Origin of the sequence: Blastococcus sp. HT6-4 (assembly GCF_039679125.1) — a bacterium.
Classification (GTDB): domain Bacteria; phylum Actinomycetota; class Actinomycetes; order Mycobacteriales; family Geodermatophilaceae; genus Blastococcus; species Blastococcus montanus.
Map to the genome: position 1 here is coordinate 4,183,509 of NZ_CP155551.1, position 19,450 is coordinate 4,202,958.

11 protein-coding genes are annotated in these 19,450 nt (G+C 74.9%); 4 read left to right on the top strand and 7 right to left on the bottom strand.

Features of this window, described 5'->3' with window-relative positions; all coding sequences use genetic code 11:
- Positions 1-29 precede the first annotated feature (29 nt).
- Positions 30-2,630 carry a SpoIIE family protein phosphatase gene (locus tag ABDB74_RS20130; protein WP_346620678.1) on the top strand — a complete coding sequence of 867 codons (2,601 nt, stop codon included), beginning with the start codon at positions 30-32 and terminating at the stop codon, positions 2,628-2,630.
- A gap of 87 nt (positions 2,631-2,717) precedes the next feature.
- Here ABDB74_RS20130 and ABDB74_RS20135 read toward each other — a convergent pair whose 3' ends face one another.
- Positions 2,718-4,400, bottom strand: a complete 1,683-nt coding sequence (locus tag ABDB74_RS20135; RefSeq protein ID WP_346620679.1) for a DEAD/DEAH box helicase — start codon at positions 4,398-4,400, stop codon at positions 2,718-2,720.
- A gap of 63 nt (positions 4,401-4,463) precedes the next feature.
- Between ABDB74_RS20135 and ABDB74_RS20140 the strand changes: the two genes are divergently transcribed.
- Positions 4,464-5,882, top strand: coding sequence for an amidase (locus ABDB74_RS20140; protein ID WP_346620680.1), 1,419 nt, complete (start codon positions 4,464-4,466; stop codon positions 5,880-5,882).
- Between the two features lie 65 nt (positions 5,883-5,947).
- On the opposite strand, the gene ABDB74_RS20145 is transcribed toward ABDB74_RS20140, so the two are convergent.
- The 4 genes from ABDB74_RS20145 to ABDB74_RS20160 all read right to left on the bottom strand — a co-directional run bounded on the left by ABDB74_RS20145 (position 5,948) and on the right by ABDB74_RS20160 (position 14,773).
- Entirely contained in the window at positions 5,948-7,306 is a 1,359-nt protein-coding gene (locus tag ABDB74_RS20145; protein WP_346620682.1) for a glucose-6-phosphate dehydrogenase, read from the bottom strand.
- Complete coding sequence (locus ABDB74_RS20150; RefSeq protein WP_346620684.1) at positions 7,303-9,165, bottom strand: glycoside hydrolase family 15 protein; 1,863 nt, start codon at positions 9,163-9,165, stop codon at positions 7,303-7,305. The genes ABDB74_RS20145 and ABDB74_RS20150 overlap by 4 nt, the downstream gene beginning before the upstream one ends.
- Positions 9,166-9,326: 161 nt before the next feature.
- Complete coding sequence (locus ABDB74_RS20155; RefSeq protein ID WP_346620685.1) at positions 9,327-14,342, bottom strand: NAD-glutamate dehydrogenase; 5,016 nt, start codon at positions 14,340-14,342, stop codon at positions 9,327-9,329.
- Between the two features lie 62 nt (positions 14,343-14,404).
- A complete protein-coding gene (locus ABDB74_RS20160) occupies positions 14,405-14,773 on the bottom strand; it encodes a phage holin family protein (protein WP_346620687.1) in 369 nt (122 codons plus the stop codon).
- Positions 14,774-14,948: 175 nt separating this feature from the next.
- Here ABDB74_RS20160 and ABDB74_RS20165 point away from each other — a divergent pair, with 175 nt between their 5' ends.
- On the top strand, positions 14,949-16,142 hold the full coding sequence (locus tag ABDB74_RS20165) for an ATP-binding protein (protein ID WP_346620688.1): 1,194 nt from the start codon (positions 14,949-14,951) through the stop codon (positions 16,140-16,142).
- On the opposite strand, the gene ABDB74_RS20170 is transcribed toward ABDB74_RS20165, so the two are convergent.
- The gene (locus tag ABDB74_RS20170) at positions 16,139-17,347 is read right to left on the bottom strand and encodes an erythromycin esterase family protein (RefSeq protein ID WP_346620690.1); all 1,209 of its coding nucleotides are present in this window, start codon (positions 17,345-17,347) and stop codon (positions 16,139-16,141) included. The two genes, ABDB74_RS20165 and ABDB74_RS20170, sit on opposite strands and share 4 nt — an antisense overlap.
- Positions 17,348-17,393: 46 nt before the next feature.
- Here ABDB74_RS20170 and ABDB74_RS20175 point away from each other — a divergent pair, with 46 nt between their 5' ends.
- A complete protein-coding gene (locus ABDB74_RS20175) occupies positions 17,394-18,170 on the top strand; it encodes a TioE family transcriptional regulator (protein ID WP_346620692.1) in 777 nt (258 codons plus the stop codon).
- Here the strand turns inward: ABDB74_RS20175 and ABDB74_RS20180 are convergent.
- Positions 18,167-19,450 (bottom strand): GAF domain-containing SpoIIE family protein phosphatase, encoded by a 1,284-nt coding sequence (locus tag ABDB74_RS20180; RefSeq protein ID WP_346620694.1) that lies wholly within the window; start codon positions 19,448-19,450, stop codon positions 18,167-18,169. The genes ABDB74_RS20175 and ABDB74_RS20180 overlap by 4 nt on opposite strands.

Genomic DNA, 19,450 nt, shown 5'->3' on the forward strand with positions numbered 1-19,450 from the left:
CCGGCGACCGCCGGGACAGAAGGGCTTCGGTGGACGGATCGGACCGCACGGTCGACTCCGGGCGCGGCCTCGGCGACCGCGCGGCGGCCCAGCTCCGCGGTGACGCGGCACGGCTGGCCGCGGCTCGCCGGCTGCTGCCCCCGGGCGACCGGCCCGGCCTCGGCCGGATCGCCGAGCTCGCCGCCCGGCTGCTCGGTACGTCCGGCAGCCAGGTGTCGCTGCTGGGCGAGGTGCAGCTGGTCGCCGCCGGGACCGGCGACGTGGCCGTGGGGACCACCGGTCCGCTCGAGGAATCGCTCTGCACCGTGACAGCGGCGCTGCCCCGCGGCGAGGCGCTCGTGGTCACCGACGCGCGATCGGACAGCCGGGTCAACGACCTGCCCCCCGTGCGCGCCGGCGTCGTCGGCTCCTACCTGGGCACCCCGCTGGCCGACGCCGAGGGCCGCCCGATCGGCGCGCTGTGCGTCTTCGACCCCGAGCCGCGCGCGTGGGTGCCCTCCGAGATCACCACGCTCCGCCAGCTGGCCGCCTCGGTCATGACCGAGCTGGAGCTGTCGGCCATGCTGCGCCGGTACGAGGACGACCGGGTGCGCTGGGAACTGGCGACCGAGGCCGGCGGCGTCGGTACCTGGGACTGGGACCTGGAGACCGGGCACCTCACCTGGGACGACCAGCTGATCACGATGTTCGGCTACGACGTCGAGGGCTTCACGCAGACGATCGAGGCGTTCAACGACCGGCTGCACCCCGACGATCGGGCGTGGGTGGCCGAGGCCCTGCAGCAGGCGATCGACGCCTGCGGCGACTTCGACGCCACCTACCGCGTCGTCCGGCCCGACGGCGAGACCCGGTGGATGCACGGCCGGGGGCGGGCGGTCCCCGGCCACCGCGGCGAGGCCACGCGAGTGCTCGGCGCCGCGTACGACATCACCGGCGAGCGGGAGGCGGCCACCCTGGTCACCCGCATCCTCGAGGCCATGCCGGCCGGCTTCTACAGCCTCGACCGGGAGTGGCGATTCACCCACGTCAACGCCGAGGCCGAGCGGCTGCTGCAGACGACGCGGGACGAGCTCCTCGGCCGGGTGCTGTGGGAGGCGTTCCCCGATGCGCTGCACAGCGTGTTCGAGGTGAGCTACCGCGAGGCCGTGCGCACCGGGCTGCCGGTGTCCTTCGACGCCTACTACCCGCCTCCGCTCGACGGCTGGTACGAGCTGCGCGCCTGGCCGAGCCCCGACGGCCTGTCGGTGTACTTCCTGGAGGTCACCGAGCGACGGCGGGTGCAGGAGCAGGCCGAGCGGTCGGCCCGGCGGCTGGCGCTGCTGGCCCAGGTCAGCGCCGACCTCGCGGGCGCTCTCGACCCGCAGACCGCGATGGCCCGCCTGCCGGAACTGGTCGTCCCCGCGCTGGCCGACTTCTGCATCGTGACCGTGGTGGACGCCGACGGCCGGCCGCGGGACGTGGGCTGCTGGCACGACGACGCGCAGATGCGGCCGGTGCTCGAGCGCTACGCGACCGTCCGCCTGGACGCCATGCCGCTGGACTCGCCGGCCGCGACCGCGCTGCGCACCGGTGAACGCACCCGCAACCAGTGCAGCGCCGTGCTCGACCAGCTCGGCGCCGGGGAGGCGTACGACCTGCTCGCGCGGCTGGGGCCCCGGGAGGCCGTCGTCCTGCCGATGCGCGGACGCAACCGCACGCTGGGGCTGCTCACCCTCTACTACGGCCAGGGCACCCCGGCGCGGACGGAGGACCTGGAGATCGCCCAGGAGGCCGCCGACCGCGCGGGCTTGGCGCTGGACAACGGGCGGTTGTACAGCGTCCAGCAGCAGCTGGCCGAGGGCCTCCAGCGCAGCCTGCTCACCGAGCCGCCGGAGCCCGACCACGCGGAGATCGCGGTGCGCTACCTCCCGGCCGCCGAGGCCGCCCGCGTCGGCGGCGACTGGTACGACGCCTTCCTGCAGCCCGGTGGCGCCACGATGCTCGTCATCGGCGACGTCGTCGGCCACGACACCGAGGCGGCGGCGGCGATGGGGCAGCTGCGCGGCCTGCTGCGCGGCGTGGCGACCTACAGCGACGCCGGGCCGGTGGAGGTGCTGCGCGGGCTCGACGCCTCGATGACGACCCTGCAGATCACCACCCTCGCCACCGCCGCGGTCGCCCGGTTCGAGCAGACCCCAGACGAGCTGCGCCAGGGGATCACGCGGATGCGCTGGGCCAACGCCGGTCACCTGCCGCCGATGGTCATCGACGAGAAGGGCGCCGTCGCCGAGCTGGCGGAGTGGACCGGCGACCTGCTGCTCGGGGTCGACCCCGAGGTCCGCCGACGCGAGTCGGTCGCCACCCTTGCGCGCGGCTGCACGGTGCTGCTCTACACCGACGGGCTCGTGGAACGCCGCGACTCCGACCTCGACGAGGGCATCCTCCGGCTGCGGGAGGCCCTGGTGGACCTCGCCGACCGGCCGCTGCAGGAACTGCTGGACGAGCTCCTCGACCGCCTGGTGCACGGCCGCCCGGAGGACGACGTCGCGCTCGTCGCCGTCCGGCTGCACCCCCAGGACCGGCCGCGCCCTCCGGAGGCCGGGCCGACGAGCGTGCCGCCCACCGTGCCCCCGGACCCGGCGCTCACCTGACCGCCGCGCTTCAGCAGGCATAGGAAGCTATGCCTACGCGTTTGCCGCCACATCCGTAGGCATAGCTTCCTATGCCCGTGCTGCCGATCAGGCGCGGTCGCGTCGGACCTGGGCCTTGCGCCCCTTGATCATCGTGGCCCGCAGCGCCTGCACGACCTCGTCGGCCGCGGACTCGGGCACCTCGACCAGCGCGAACCGCTGGTGGATCTCGATCGACCCGACGTCCCGCCCGGTCAGGCCGGTCTCCCCGGTGATGGCGCCGACCAGGTCACCCGGACGGATCCCGGCGTCCCGCCCGACCCCGACGAAGAGCCGGGCGGCCGCGCCGCCCACCGACCGCGCCCGGGCCGGCGGCTTCCGGTCGCCACCCCGGCCGGCCGGCGCGCGGCCGCCGTCCCGCTCGGGACGGAAGGCGACCTGCGGGATCTCCTCGTCGTCGTCGACCGGGCCCGCCGCCTCGTGCGCCAGCTTCACCGCCGCCAGCGCGACCTCCATGAGGTCGAACTCGTCGGTGAGGGTCTCGACGACGACGCGGAACCGGTCCAGGTCGTCGGTCAGCAGGCTCTCCCGGAGCGCGCCCCGGGTGAGGTCGAGCCGCCGGGCCCGCAGATCGGCGACCGTGGGCACCTTCTCGACGGTGATCGGGGCGCCGGCGACCCGCTCGATCGTCTTCAGCATCCGGTGCTCGCGCGGCTCGGCGAGGGTGATCGCCACGCCCTCGCGGCCGGCGCGGCCCACCCGGCCGATGCGGTGCACGTACGACTCGGGCGCCGAGGGGACGTCGTAGTTCACGACGTGGGTGAGCTGCTCGATGTCCAGCCCCCGCGCGGCGACGTCGGTCGCCACCAGCAGGTCCGCCGTCCCGCCGCGGAGCCGGCCCATCACCCGGTCGCGCTGCTCCTGGCTCATCCCGCCGTGCAGCGCCTCGGCCCGGTAGCCGCGGCCGTTGAGGGTCTCGGTGAGCGAGTCCACCTCCTCGCGGGTGCGGCAGAAGACGATCGCCGCCGCCGGGGCCTCGACGTCCAGGATCCGGCCCAGCGCGGCGGGCTTGGCGCCGCGGGGCACCACGTAGGCGGTCTGCCGGACCCGCGGGGCCTCCCCCGCGGCCGCCTGCTCCTTGGCGATGGTGATGCGCACCGGGTCGCTGAGGTGCCGGCGGGCCAGCGCGTCGAGCCGGCGCGGCATCGTGGCCGAGAACAGCACGGTCTGCCGCTGCTCCGGGGTCTCCTCGAGGATCGCCTCCAGGTCCTCGGCGAAGCCCATGTCGAGCATCTCGTCGGCCTCGTCGAGCACGACGGTGGTGATCTCCCCCAGGTGCAGCGCGCCGCGGTTGAGCAGGTCCAGGGCGCGGCCGGGGGTGGCGACGACGACGTCCACGCCGGACTCCAGCGAGCGCAGCTGCCGCACGATCGGGGCGCCGCCGTACACGGGCAGGACGCGGGCGCCGAGCTCGCGGCCGTAGCGGTGGAACGCCTCCGACACCTGCACGGCCAGCTCGCGGGTGGGCACGAGCACGAGCGCGACCGGGGCGCGGTCGGTGCGGTGCGCGGGCAGCCGCTGCAGCACCGGGAGCGAGAAGGCGGCGGTCTTCCCGGTCCCGGTCGCGGCCTGGCCCAGCAGGTCACGGCCCTCGGCCAGCGGCGGGATCGCCTCCTGCTGGATCGGGGTGGGCTCCTCGTAGCCGAGGGTGGCGAGCGCCTTCAGCAGCTCCGGGCGCAGGCCCAGCTCCTCGAAGGTGGCGCCGTCGCTGGTGGCTCGTTCGTCGGTCATCACCGAGCATCGTTCCCCGGCCGCAGCCGTCGCACGCACCCGGGCTTCTGGCAGGCTGCACGGGTGACCGCCGACGACGACCTCTGCAGCCGCCCGGCGACCGAGCTCGCGGCGCTCGTGCGCGCCCGCGAGGTGTCGGCCCGGGAGCTGCTCGACGCGCACCTGGCACGGATCGAACGGGTGAATCCGCAGGTGAACGCGATCGTGACCCTCGACGCCGACGGAGCGCGGGCGGCCGCCGACGCCGCCGACGCCGCGCAGGCGGCCGGGGAGCCGCTGGGCCCGCTGCACGGCCTGCCGGTCGCGCACAAGGACACCCACGCCACCGGCGGCATGCGGACGACGTGGGGCTCGCCGGTGCACACCGACACCGTGCCGGCGGCCGACGAGCTGGTGGTGGCGCGGCTGGTGGGCGCGGGCGCCGTCCGCGTGGGGAAGACCAACGTGCCGGAGTTCGCGGCCGGCTCCCACACGTTCAACCCGGTGTTCGGGGTGACGCACAACCCCTACCGGCACGGTCTCTCCGCGGGCGGCTCCAGCGGCGGGGCCGCTGCGGCGCTGGCGGCCGGGCTGGTGCCGCTGGCCGAGGGCAGCGACATGGGGGGCTCGCTGCGCAACCCCGCGGCGTTCTGCAACGTCGTCGGGCTGCGGCCGACGCCCGGGCGGGTACCCACCTGGCCCGCGCCGATGGCCTGGTCCCAGCTGTCCGTGCAGGGGCCCATGGGGCGGACGGTCGCCGACGTGGCGCTGCAGCTGTCGGTGCTCGCGGGGCCCGACCCCCGGGTGCCGATCGCGCTCGACGACGACCCGGCGGGCTTCCGCGCCCCGCTCCCCGACCGGCTCGACGGGCTCCGGGTGGCCTGGGCGCCGGACCTCGGTGGTCAGGTGACCGTGGATCCGGCGATCACCGCCGTGCTGGCGCCGTCGGTCGCGGTGTTCGAGTCCCTCGGCGCGTCCGTGGAGGAGGCCTGCCCCGACCTCTCCGGTGCCGACGACGTGTTCGGCACGCTGCGCGCGTGGCTCTTCGATGCGGCGTTCGGCGACCTCGCCCGGCGCCGCCCGGACGAGGTCAAGGAGTCGATCCGCTGGAACGCGGAGATGGGCGCGCGGCTCACCGGCGCCGACCTGGCCCGGGCCGAGCAGCTGCACACGACGCTGTACGAGCGGATGGTCGAGTTCTTCGGCCGTTACGACGTCCTCGTGGCGCCGACGACGCAGGTGCTGCCGTTCCCGGTGGAGATCGAGTACCCGACCGAGATCGCCGGGGTGGCGCAGGAGAACTACCTGGAGTGGATGCGCTCCTGCACCGTCGTCTCGGCGACCGGCTGCCCGGCGCTCTCGGTCCCCGGGGGGTTCACCCCCGACGGGCTGCCGGTCGGGCTGCAGGTCGTCGGCGCGCCGCGGGCCGACCGCCGGCTGCTCGAGGTCGGGCACGCCTTCGAGCAGGCCACCGGCTTCGGCCGCCGTCGCCCCGCCCTCTGACGCGGTCTACGGTTCTCTAGCGACAGCGGTAGAGAACGCGATATCCGCCGAGAGGTCCTGGCTGATCATCCGGGGACGGGGCCGTCGGAGCCGGCGGGGTACTCCCCCAGCGGCACCTCGCCGGCCTGCCACGCGGCCAGGATCGGCTCGACGATCCGCCAGGACTCCTCCGCCTCGACGTCGCTGATCGACAGCGCCGCGTCTCCGGCCAGCATCTCGCGCAGCAGCAGCCCGTAGGCCGACAGCCCGGCCGGGGGCAGGGCGATGTCCAGCGTCCGCCGCTCGAGGTCGAAGGGGTCACCGGCGCCGTTGAGGTTGACCTCCAGCTCGATGCCGTCGGGGTCCAGGCGGAGCCGGAGCACGTCGGGCTGCGGCTCCTCGTCGGTGAAGGCCAGGTGCGGCACGGGCTTGAACCGGATCACGATCTCCCGCCGGCCGGCCCGCAGAGCCTTGCCGGTCCGCAGCCGGAACGGGACCCCGGCCCAGCGCCAGTTGTCCACGGTCACCGTGAACTCGGCGTAGGTCTCGGTCTCCCGGGCCGGGTCCACGCCCTCCTCGGCGGCGTAGTCGGGCAGCTCCCGCTCCCCGACGGTGCCGGCCGTGTAGCGGGCCCGGACGGAGTCCCCGGCCATGTCGACCGGCGGCCGGACGGCGCGTAGCACGTCGCCCTTGCGGGCCGAGAGCCCCGCGGCGTCGACGGTCAGCGGTGGCTCCATCGCCACCAGCGCGAGCAGCTGGAGCAGGTGGTTCTGGAGCATGTCGCGCAGCGCGCCGGCGGTGTCGTAGTAGCCCGCCCGCCCTTCGAGCCCCAGCGTCTCGTCGAAGACGATCTCCACCTGCTCGATGTGCCCGGCGTTCCACACCGGCTCGAACAACCGGTTGGCGAAGCGCAGGCCCAGGACGTTGAGCACCGTCTGCTTGGCCAGGAAGTGGTCGATGCGGAACACCGCGTCCTCGGGCGCCAGCCGGTGGAGGATGCGGTTGAGCTCGGCCGCGTCGGCCCGGTCGCGGCCGAACGGCTTCTCGACGGCGAGGATCCCGCCCTCGGGCAGCCCGACCTCGGCCAGGGCCTCCAGGGTCGGCCGGAAGACGGTGTTGGGCAGGGCCAGGTAGACCACCGGCACGTCGCCGGCCCGGTCCAGCGCCCGGCGCAGGTCCGCGGCCTCGGTGACGTCGCCGCGGAGGAAGCCCAGCCGACCGATGACCCGGTCGCGGGTGGCCTCGGGCACGTGCGGCGCGTGGTCGGCCAGCCGGTGGCGTGCCCAGTCCTGGTACTCCTGGTCGCTCCAGTCGTGCCGGCTGACCGCGAGGACGTCGACGTCCTCGTCGAGCACGCCGGCCTCGAACAGCTCGGCCAGCCCTGGGAGCAGCAGCCGGCCGGTGAGGTCACCGGTCCCCCCGAGGACGACGAACGACCGCTTCATGCCCGCTCCTTCCGCGTCCGGGCCACCTCGGCCGCGCGGCCGAGGTTCCACCCGCTGGTGATCACGCCGACGTGACTGAACGCCTGCGGGAAGTTCCCGAGGAAGGCCCCGGTCGATGGGTCGATCTCCTCGGCCAGCAGCCCCACCTCGTTGGCACGCCCGCACAGCGAGTCGTAGAGGTCGTGCGCCTCCTCCAGGCGGCCCTGCCCGGCCAGGTTGTCGACCAGCCAGAAGCTGCAGAGGACGAACGCCCCCTCCCCGCCGGGCAGCCCGTCGGGCGACTGGTCGTGCAGGTATCGGTACAGCAGCCCGTCACCGGCGTCCAGGCGACGGCGGACCGCCTCGGTCGTCGCCACCATGCGCGGGTCGTCAGCGGCGATCACCCGACGCAGCGGGAGGGTGAGCAGCGAGCCGTCCAGCCCTCCGCGATCGCCCTGCCCCTCGGGGGTCAGCTGCTCGGTGAAGGTCTCCCGCTCCGGGTCCCAGGCCTGCTCGAGCAGGGTCCGCCGGATCGCGTCGGCCTCCTGCTGCCACCGTTCCCGCGGATGCGGCAGGCCGCACTGGTCGGCGATCCGGCGGGCGCGGTCGACGGCGACGTGGCACAGCGCCACCGAGTAGGTGAAGGGGCGGCCCGCGTCCCGGATCTCCCAGATCCCGTTGTCCGGCGTCCGCCAGTTGGCGATCGCCTGCTCGGTGAGCTCGCACAGCGCCCCCCAGAGGGGCTGGTCCACCTCTCCCCCGGACCGCACCCACTGGTAGGCGACGTCCAGCAGTTCGCCGTAGACGTCGTGCTGCACCTGGCGGGCCGCACGGTTCCCCCACCGGACCGGGCCCGAGCCGCGGTACCCCGACAGCGCGAGGTCCTCCCACTCCAGGCCCGGGCGCCGGCCGTCGAGGGTGTAGACGATGCTGGTCCGTTCGTCCCGCTCGACGTTGCGCAGCGTCCAGGCCAGGAACGAGTCGGCCTCGGCGTGCATCCCGATCCGGCGCAGCGCGTAGGTGGTGAACGCCGCGTCCCGGACCCAGGTGTACCGGTAGTCCCAGTTCCGGACACCGCCGATCTCCTCGGGGAGCGAGGACGTCGCCGCCGCCATGATCGCCCCGGTGGAGGCGTGGTCGAGGAGCTTGAGCGTGAGCGCGGAACGGCGCACCAGCGCGCGCTGCGGTCCGTCGTACGAGATGCACCCGATCCAGTTCCGCCATGCGGCGGCGGTCTGGTCGACCAGCCGCTGGGGGTCGGTCCGGGACCAGGTGTGCGTCTGGCCCGACCAGTGCAGGGTGCAGGTCAGCCGCTCGCCCTCGCGCAGCCGGACCCGGGTGGTCAGCGCGCCGTCCCGGCTCATGGCCAGCTCGTGCGAGCACCACAGGCTCAGATCCATCTCCGGGTGCGCGGGCCAGAGGAGGCGCCAGACGCCGAGCTCGCGGCGCACCAGCACGCCGTCCATCGGCGCCAGCCGGACCGTGACCTCGACGGTCCCGGACACCACCGTCGCCATCCGCAGCAGCTCTCCCCGGCCGGGGGGCACCTGCTCGGCGAGGTCCGACCCCGAGCGCAGGGTCATGCAGTCGGTCAGCTCGAGCCGGCCGTCCGGGCCCTCCAGCTCGGTGACCAGCACGCCGGTGTCCTCGAGGTAGCGCTGGGCGGAGGCCTGCAGCCCCACCGGAGTCACGTGGAACCCGCCGCCGCGCTCCGCGTCGAGCAGCCCGGCGAGCAACGGGCGGCTGTCGAAGTCGGGCAGGCAGAGCCACGGGATCGCTCCGTCCCGCCCCACGAGGGCGCAGGTCGCCCCGTCGCCGATCAGGCCGTGGTCCTCGATGGGCAGGTAGCCGTCGGTACGGGAGATGGGGCGCAGCTGCACGGGTCGGGTCCTCGGATCGGGGGCGGGTCCCCCCGGGGCTGCCCGTACGCGTCGGCGGCCAACCCTCCCCCGGCGACTCGCGGCCTCTATCGCTTTCTAGCGCATGAGCTAGAGAGCCCGATAACCGCCCAGATGCGCCACGACGCCGCAGCTCCCGGGGGCTACTTCTCCCCGGGGCGGGGGAGGCGGCGGGCCTGGCGGCGGCGGCGCAGCCCGCGCAGCGTCCGGACGGCGACCAGCAGCTCGGCCAGCTCCTGCCGGTCACCGGAGGTGATGTCGGCGAGCTGGGCGGCCGCCCGGTGCTGCGCGGTGTCCCAGCCCTCTTCCCAGCGGGCCACGAGTGCGTCCGGCGGGTCGGCGTCGGAGGCGCGCAGGGTCAGCACGTCCTCGGTCAGCGACGACTGCTCCATGCCGAGGTCGTCGCGCAGCGAGGCACGGGCCATCGCGGGCCACCGCCGGTCGCGCGGCAGCGCGATCACCAGCTCGCGCAGCGCCACCAGACCCAGCCGCTCGGCCAGCCGCTGCTGGACCTGCCCGGCCAGCGCCACGGGCGCCCCGGTCCGCTCGGCGACCACCGCCAGGTCGAGCGCCGCCGGGAGCAGGCCGGCGGCCGCCACCTGGGCGGCCAGGTCCGCCGGCACGCCGGCCTCCTGCAGCCGCGCGGCCCGGGCGGCGTAGGCCTCCGCCTCGCTGCCCAGCAGCCAGCCGGGCAGGCCGGCCTGCACCTCGGCCACCGAGCCGGCGAACCGGGCGGTCACCTCGGCCAGCGGGAGCGGGGTGTCGGCCGTGAGGTCGGGCTGGCGCAACAGCCAGCGGGTGGCGCGCTCGGCCAGCCGGGTGGCCTCGGTGCGCACCTCCACCTGGACGGCGGCGGCGACCTGGTTGTCCAACGGCCGCATCGCGTCCCACATGCGGTCGATCCCGAACACCGACCGCGCCACCACGTGCGCGCGCACCACGGTGGTCAGGGGCAGCCCGGTCTCCTCGACCAGCCGGAACAGCCCGGTGACGCCGGCGACGTTCACCGCCCGGTTCGTCAGGACCGTCGCGATGATCTCCCGGCGCAGCGGGTGGCCGGCGACCGCGCCGGGGAACCGGCGGCGCAACGGGGCCGGGAAGTAGTCGACCAGCAGCTCCTCGAGGGCCGGGTCGTCAGGCAGCGGGGAGGCCACCACCGCATCCCCGGCCTGCAGCTTGGCGTAGGCGAGCAGCACCGACAGCTCCGGGCCGGTCAGCGCGTGACCGTCGCGGCGTCGTTCCGCCAGCGCGCGGGCGTCGGGCAGCGCCTCCACGCTGCGCAGCAGCCGGCCCGAGCGCTCCAGGGCCCGGATGAACCGCTCGTGGGAGTCCATCAGGCTGCGCGCCGAGGCGGTCTCGGTGGCGAGGGTGGCATTCTGCGCGTGGTTGTCGGTGAGCACGGCGGCCGCGACGTCGTCGGTCATCTCGCCGAGCAGCGCCGCGCGGCCCTCGGCGTCGATCCGCCCCTCGTCGACCACGCGGTTGAGCGCGACCTTGATGTTCACCTCGTGGTCGGAGGTGTCCACACCGGCGGAGTTGTCGATGGCGTCGTTGTTCACCCGGCCGCCGGCCAGGGCGTACTCGACCCGGCCACGCTGGGTGAGCCCGAGATTGCCGCCCTCGGCCACGACCCTGACCCGGAGCCGGCCGCCGTCCACCCGCACCGCGTCGTTGGCCTTGTCCCCGACCTCCAGGTGGCTCTCGGTCGCGGCCTTCACGTAGGTGCCGATCCCGCCGTTGAACAGCAGGTCGACCGGCGCGAGCAGCACCGCGCGGATCAGCTCGACGGGGCTCAGCGACCCCACCCCGGCGGGCAGGCCGAGCGCGACGCGCATCTCCTCGCTGACCGGGATCGACTTGGCGGTCCGCGGCCAGACGCCGCCCCCGGCGCTGATCAGCGCGGGGTCGTAGTCGGCCCACGAGGAACGCGGCAGGTGGAACAGCCGCCGCCGCTCGGCGAACGACGTCGCCGCGTCGGGGCTGGGGTCGACGAAGACGTGCCGGTGGTCGAAGGCGGCCACCAGCCGGATGTGCTCCGACAGGAGCATCCCGTTGCCGAACACGTCGCCGGACATGTCGCCGACGCCGACGACGGTGAAGTCGTCGCGCTGCACGTCGAGGCTCAGCTCGCGGAAGTGCCGGGTCACCGACTCCCAGGCGCCGCGGGCGGTGATGCCCATGGCCTTGTGGTCGTAGCCGACCGAGCCGCCCGAGGCGAACGCGTCGCCCAGCCAGTACCCGCGTTCGAGCGCCACGGCGTTGGCCAGGTCGGAGAACGTCGCCGTCCCCTTGTCGGCGGCGACGACGAGGTAGCTGTCGTCGCCGTCGTGCCGGACCACCTTCTCCGGCGGCACGACCCGCCCGTCCACCAGGTTGTCGGTGAGCGTGAGCAGCGCGCCGATGAAGAGCTTGTAGCAGGCCTGGCCCTCGGCGAGGATCTCCTCCCGCGAGGCCGCGCCGCCGTCGGCTCCCGTCGGCGGCTTCTTGACGACGAAACCGCCCTTGGCGCCGGTGGGCACGATGACGGTGTTCTTCACCATCTGCGCCTTGACCAGGCCGAGCACCTCGGTGCGGAGGTCCTCGTGGCGGTCGGACCAGCGCAGCCCGCCGCGGGCGACCTTGCCGAACCGCAGGTGCACCCCGGTGACGCGCGGCGAGCTGACCCACACCTCGTGGGCCGGCCGGGGCTCCGGGAGGTCGGGCACCACCGCCGGGTCGAGCTTGAGCGCCAGCGGGCCGCCGGCGTAGTAGGTGGTGCGCTGGGTCGCGATCACCGCGGCCAGCAGCGAGCTGAGCACCCGGTCGGCGTCGAGGGAGGCGACCTCGCCGATGGCGCGGCGCAGCGCCTCGACCAGGTCCGTCTGCCGGCCCTCGCGCCCGTTGACCCGCCCGGGCGAGAAGCGGGTCTCGAACAGCGCCACCAGCCGGGCGACGACGCCGGGATGGGCGGCGAGCGTGCGCTCGACGTAGGACTGGCTGAACGGCAGCCCGGCCTGGCGCAGCCACTGCACGTAGGCCCGCACCACCGTCACCTGCCGCCAGGTGAGCCCGGCGAGCAGGACCAGCGCCCCGAGGCCGTCGTCCTCGGCCTGCCCGCGCCACACCGCGGCGACGGCGTCGGTGAACCGCTCGGGCAGCGAGCGCAGCAGCGGCAGGTCGACCGGGGGGACGGCGACGCCGAAGTCGTAGATCCAGGTTGGCGGCGCGCCGATCCGGTCGATCTCGTAGGGCCGCTCGTCGACGACGTCGACACCCATGTTCTGCAGCACCGGGAGGATGTCGGACAGCAGCAGCCGCTCCCCCACGCGGTACACCGTCAGCCGGCGGTCACCGGGAGCCGCGCCGGCCGGCGTCCACAGCCGCAGCGCCAGGTCACCGGCGGCCAGGCCGTCCAGGCGGGCGAGGTCCTCGACGGCCCGCTCGGCCGGGAAGTCCTCCTGGTAGGCGGCCGGGAAGGCGTCGGCGACGCGGGCGAAGATCCGCTCGGCGTCCGCGCCGAACCGGCCGGCCAGCGCGTCGGACAGGTCGTCGGTCCAGCTGCGGGCGGCCGCCGCGAGCTCGGCCTGCAGCGCGTCGACGTCGACGTCCACGTGCTGGCGCGCCCCCTGCCGGCCCACCGGACGGCGGACGACGAAGTGCAGCCTGGCCAGCACGGACTCGGTGGAGCGCGCGGTGAACTCGATGCTGGTGCCACCGAGGCGCTCGAGCAGCAGGTGCTGCATCGCCGTGCGGACGGCGGTGGTGTAGCGGTCCCGGGGCAGGTAGACCAGCGCCGACCAGAACCGCCCGGTCGGGTCCTGCCGCAGGAACAGCCGGGTCTGCCGGCGCTCCTGCAGGTGCAGCACGGCCATCGCCACGGGGAGCAGCCGCTCGGCCCCGACCTGCATCAGCTCGTCGCGGGGATAGGTCTCCAGGACGTCGAGCAGCTGCTTGCCGGTGTGGCTGTCCGCGGGGACGCCGGAGCGCTCGATCACCTCGGCGACCCGGCGGCGCACGAGCGGGACGTCGAGCACGCTGGTGCCGTAGGCGGTGGACGGGAACAGCCCGACGAAGCGGCGCCGCCGGGTCACGCCGCCGCTGCGCGGGACGGTCACGGCGACCAGGTCCAGCCACGCCCGGCGATGCACCGTCGAACGGGTGTCGGCCTTCGTGACGGTGAGCCGGTGCCGCCCCGTGACCCCGGCGGCCTCGGGCGGGGCGGTCGCGGAGCGGGCCACGTCGGTGTCGCTGCGGAGCACGCCGAGGCCCGTGCCCGGCACCGGACGGGCGACGCTCTCCCCCTCGTCGGGGACCACCTCCACGTCGCGGGCGCCGAGGAGCACGAAGTTGCCGTCGGCCAGCCAGCGCAGCAGGGCCGCCGCCTCGGCGGGGTCGTCCGCGGGGTCGTCCGCGGGGTCGTCGACCGGGACCGGCGCGGTCCCGCCGCCGGCGAGCACGTCGAGCTCGGCGGCGAGGTCGACCATGCGGGCGCGCATCCGGGCGCCGTCCTCGTGGACGGCCCGCACGTCGTCCAGGACGGTGCGCAGGCCGGTCACCAGGTCGCCGGCGGACTCGCCGTCGAGGGGCCCGTCGAGGACGACGGCCATCCAGGACTCGGTGACGGCGTCGCTACCGCAGGAGGCGGCGTCCCCGCTGTCGCAGAAGGTGATGATCCGGCCGCTCACGTCGCGGCGGACGACGAGCACCGGGTGGACCACGTGCTCGAGGGCGAAGCCCTGCCGGACCACCTCGGCGGTGACCGAGTCGACCAGGTACGGCATGTCGTCGGTAACCAGCCGGACGACGGTGCGGCCGGCCCGCCTGCCGCCGGGGAGCGGCTGCAGGTCGACGGTCGCCGCGCCGGGCGGGCGGACCTCGGCCAGCGCGAGGTGGCCGAGGGCGAGCGCCGCGAGATCGGCCGCGTCGGTGTCGAGGACCTCCTCGGACGGCTCGCTCCAGTAGTAGCGCCGGAGGAACGCCGGCAGGTCGTCGGCCGTGCAGCCCGGCGGCAGCGCGGCCTCCCCGCGCTCGGCCGCGGCCGCGGCGGTGCGCGCCGCCCGGCGCAGGAGCTGCTTCTTCTCGTCGCGGCCGGCCTCGAGGGCGGCCAGATCGGTGCGGGATCCGCCCGCGGGACCGTCGTGCACCGGAGCGTCCGGGACGACTCCGGTGTCACTCGCCATGTCAGGCCACGCTACTGCTCTGCGAGACGCTCGTCACGGCGACGCGGGTGCCGGGGTGCGGCTCAGACCTTCTCGGTGATCTGGTCGGCCGCCCAGCCGCCGATGGCCAGGAGCAGTCCGCCGAGGACCGCCGTGGCGAAGCCGTCGACGGTGAGCCGGTCGGTGAGCGCCGCGGTGAGGCCGAGCAGGGCCGCGTTGATCACCAGGAGGAACAGCCCGAGGGTCAGCAGCACGAACGGCAGCGCCAGCAGGCGCAGGATCGGCCCGACGACCGCGTTGATCAGCGCGAAGACCAGCGCGATCCACAGGAAGGTGCCGACCGCGCCCAGCGGGGCGTCGGGGTTGCCCTCGACGTCGACGCCGTCGAGCGCGAGGGTGACCAGGTAGAAGACACCGGCCATCAGGACGACCTTGAACAGGAACCCGAGCACGGCCCCACGCTAACGCCCAAGATCGCAGGTGGGCCGTATTCACCGGTCTAGCGGTCTCTGGCGTCGGAGCTAGACGCGGGCAGACGGGCCTCGACTTCCGCGGGTGCCGACACGCGCTAGAGCGTTCTACCGATCTCTAGTGCCCGGCGCTAGAGGACCCCATACGGTGGTCGACATGGATCCCGTCCGGAACCCGTACGCCCCCGGCGCCGGACAGCGCCCGCCCGAGCTGGCCGGGCGCGACGGCGAGCTCGGGGCCTTCGACGTCGTGCTGGAGCGGATCGCCCGCGGCCGTCCCGAGCGCTCGCTCGTGCTCACCGGGCTGCGCGGCGTCGGCAAGACGGTGCTGCTCAACCAGCTGCGGTCCGCGGCCATCGCCCGCGGGTGGGGCACGGGCAAGATCGAGGCGCGCCCCGAGCAGTCGCTGCGCCGCCCGGTCTCCTCCGCGCTGCACATGGCGCTGCGCGAACTGGGCCCCCGGCACGGCGACCAGGAGTCGATCGCCGAGGTGCTCGGCGTCCTGAAGGCCTTCGCGCAGCGGGTCAACCCGGCCGACGCGAAGGTCCGCGACCGCTGGCAGCCCGGCATCGACGTGCCGCCCGCCACCGGCCGGGCCGACTCCGGCGACATGGAGATCGACCTGGTCGAGCTGCTCAGCGACGCCGCGGGGGTGGCGGCGGACATCGGCAGCGGCATCGCCCTGTTCATCGACGAGATGCAGGACGTGCAGCCCGACGACGTCTCGGCCATCTGCGCCGCCTGCCACGAGCTCTCCCAGCAGGGAGCGCCGCTGATCGTCGTCGGCGCCGGGCTCCCCCACCTGCCGGCCGTCCTGTCGGCGTCCAAGAGCTACTCCGAGCGGCTGTTCCGGTACCTGCGCATCGACCGGCTCGACCGCGAGGCGGCCGACCGGGCACTCCTGGCCCCGGCCGAGCGGGAGGACGTCGAGTTCGAGCCGGCCGCGCTCGACGCGCTCTACGCGGCCGCCGACGGCTACCCGTACTTCGTCCAGGCCTACGGCAAGGTCACCTGGGACGTCGCGGCCTCCTCCCCCATCACCGCCGCCGACGTCGCCATGGCGGCCCCGGTCGCGGAGGCGGAGCTCGCGGTGGGCTTCTTCGGGTCGCGGTACGACCGGGCCACCCCGGCCGAGCGCGAGTACATGCACGCCATGGCCGAGCTGGGCGGGGACGCCGGGGCGGCCGTGGCCACGTCGGAGGTCGCCGTCTCCCTGGGGCGCAAACCAGCGTCACTGTCCCCCGCGCGCGACTCGCTGATCAAGAAGGGGCTGGTCTACTCGGCCGAGCGCGGTCAGATCGCGTTCACCGTGCCGCACTTCGGCCGCTACCTGCTCCGCCACCCCGACTAGCACCGGCTGCGCCGGGCGTCCTTGACGAACACGATCCCGTCGGTGCCGGCCACGTAGGCCGGATCGAGCGGGGCGTAACCGAACCAGGGCGACACGCGGGCAGCGGGCGTTCCGTCGGCGAGGACCGCGGCCAGTCGGCGGGCGTCGACGACGCACCGGTCCTCCGGCAGCGCGTACAGCAGCCCTTCGACGGTGTCGGGCGGAGGAGCGGCCACTCCCCGGTGGACGATCGTGCCGAGGGCCGTGGCCATGAAGGCGTACCCCTCGCCCAACCGGACGCCGACGATCGCGCCGGCGCTCCACCACTCCACCGGCATCCCACCCATCCGCATCGTGCTCCGGTCCCGCTGGAGGTGGCTGTTGTGGGCGTGCACCAGCGTCGGACCCCGTTCGGCGAGGGCGAGCAGGTTGGCGGCCATCATCGAGTCCCGCACGCCGAGCAGCCGCGCCATGCGGCCGGGTGAGGCGTCGGCCATCCCGAAGTGGTACCGCAGCAGGCCGGTGGCGGTGCGCCCGTACAGGCGTGCCCGGTGCCAGTCCTCCGGGGAGGACGCCGCGATCAGCTGCGGCGCCTGCGCGTCGAGCGCGGCTCCCAGCTCGTCGGCGAGCAGCCGCAGCTGCGTGGCGTCGGGCGTGCGCCCGACCGACCGGGACGGATCCATCATCGCGCCGGGGTCGGTCCACCGGTCGTCGGCGCCGAGCAGGCGGTCGAGCACCTGCTCGGTGCAGGGCAGCAGGTCGGCATCCACCCAGGCGGCGAGGTAGGCGTGGAGCCCGGTGAGGGCCTGCCGCGGGCTCGCGGCGCCGGTGATCTCCAGCGGGCCGTCGAACCCGGCGAAGCGCACCCGCTCGGACTCCGGCCGGCCGTCGTTGTACGCACGCATCCAGCGCACTAGCTCCCGATTGGCCTCGAAGGCGCCCCACTCGTGGCTGAAGCCGTGCGCCATCACCTCGTCGAGGCTCCCGGCGCCCGAGTTGACGTGGTCGTCCACGACCACGCCCATCAGGCAGTCGCTCTCGAGGGCGATCGTCCGGTAGCCCTCCCGCTCGACGAGCTGCCGGAAGAGGTCGTTCCGCAGCTCCAGCAGATCCTCCTCGCCGTGGGTCGGCTCGCCCAGGGCGAGCAGCCGCGGCCTGACCGGGAGCAGTGCCATGACGGCGGCGGCGTCGACGGCGCGGACGGACTGGGCGATGCCGGTATTCATGACCTCGACGGTATCGTTGAAGGAACGGTGGAGACTTAGCCTCGGGATGGGCCGGATCTTGCTGCGAAAGCCCCAAAGAGGTGTGCGGCTCAGGCCGGTCGATCTGGCGCGTGCGCACGGGCTGTCCACCCAGGCCATCCGCAACTACGAGGCGGCCGGAGTCCTCCCGGCGGCCGAACGCACCCCGTCCGGGTACCGCGCCTACACACCGCTGCACGCCCACGCCCTGCGGGCCTTCCTCGCCCTCGTGGCCGGGCACGGGCACCGGACCGCCACGGCGATCATGCGGGCGGTCGACGAGAACGCGACCGACGAGGCGCTCCGGCTCGTCGACGAGAGCCATGCGCAGCTCGTCGAGGACCGCCGCACCCTCCGGGACGTCGACGCCGCCGTCCGTGGCCTCGAACCGGTCCCCCCGGGACGGGGCGACGTGTTCGTCGGCCCCCTCGCGCGACGGCTGGGCATCCGCCCGGCCACGCTGCGCACCTGGGAACGCGCCGGCCTGATCGAGCCTCGCCGTGATCCGCGGACGGGCTACCGGGTCTACAGCCCTGCCGACGTGCGCGACGCCCTCCTGGTCCACCAGCTCAGGCGCGGTGGCTACCTGCTGGACCAGATCGCCCCGCTCATCAGCCAGGTCCGCTCCGCCGGAGGCGTCGCGCCGCTGGAGTCCATGCTGGCCGACTGGCGGGCCCGCCTGTCGGCCAGGAGCCGCGCCATGCTCCGCGGGGCCGCAGCGCTGGAGGCCTACCTCGGCCACCGCCCGTCCCCGCCCGAGGAGGAGCCGGCCGCAGGCACGGCGCGACGTCCGGCCGCGACCTAGGAGATCGCGGCCGGCGGCGGGGCCATCGGGCCGGCCTCGGCCGGCCGGGGCCGGTCCATCGCGTGGGCGCGGACCGCCAGGACGGCGACGTCGTCCTCGACGTCCTCCTCCAGCATCTCCTCGAGCAGCCGGTCGCACAGCTCGGCCAGGGGCAGCCCCGCCGAGCGCTCCAGCAGGGCGCGCACCCGGGCCCGCCCGTCGTCCAGCGGGATCCCCCGCCGCTCGAACAGGCCGTCGGTGAACAGCAGGAGCGTGCTGCCGTCGGGCATGGCCGCCTCGCCGCCGGCCAGCCGCCCCACCCAGCCGGTGCCCAGGGGCGGGCCGACCGGCACCGTCAGGTCGCGGACCTCGCCGCCGGCCAGCAGGAGCATCGGGTCGGGATGGCCGGCCGACGCCCAGTGCAGGCGCCGGAGGCCGGCCGCGCGGTCGGCGTCGCCCTGCTCCACCCGGCAGACCAGCGCCGTGGCCATGGCGGGGACGGCGAGCCCCACGAGGGCCTGGTCGACCCGGCGGAGCAGGCCACCGGGCTCCTCCAGCCGGTCGAAGGCGATCGCCCGCACGAGGGTCTTGATCTGGCCCATCGCGGCCGCGGCCGCCACGTCGTGGCCCATCACGTCCCCGATGACCAGGACCGTGTCCCCGTCGGGCTGGAGGAACGCGTCGTACCAGTCGCCACCGATCGAGACGCCGCGGGTCGCCGGCCGGTACCGCACGGCCAGCTCGAGGTGGTCCGGCTGCACCGGCGGGGACAGCAGGCTCAGCTGGAGCCGCTCCGCCACCTGCTGGTTGAGCGCGAGCAGCCGGGCGTTGTCGAGGGCCAGTGCCGCCCGGCGGGAGGCGATCTCGGCGGTGCGCAGTTCGATGGCCGTGTGCGCCCCCCGCTCGGGCCCGTTGACCAGCGTGAGCGCGCCGAAGACCTCGCCGCGCGCGACCAGCGGGAACGCCGCGACCGCCACCGGGCGCAGCGGCTCGAGGGCCGCCCGGCTGCGCGGGTCGGCGATCATCGTCTCGAAGTGGCGGGCGGTCAGCTCGGGGATGACGACCGGCGTCGCGCTGCGCAGCGCGGTGGGCACCGGCGCGGTCGCCCGGTTGGAGGCGACCCGCGCGTCGGCGTAGCGGTGCATCGCCTCGACCAGGGCGGGATCGCGGTGCGCCCGGCCGACGTCGCGCCGGGTGCCGTCGGCGTCGACCACGCTCACCAGGCACCAGTCGGCCAGCTGCGGCACGACGCGGGCGGCGAACCGGGCGGCGGCCTCGTCGATGTCCGGCGTGGAGGTCAT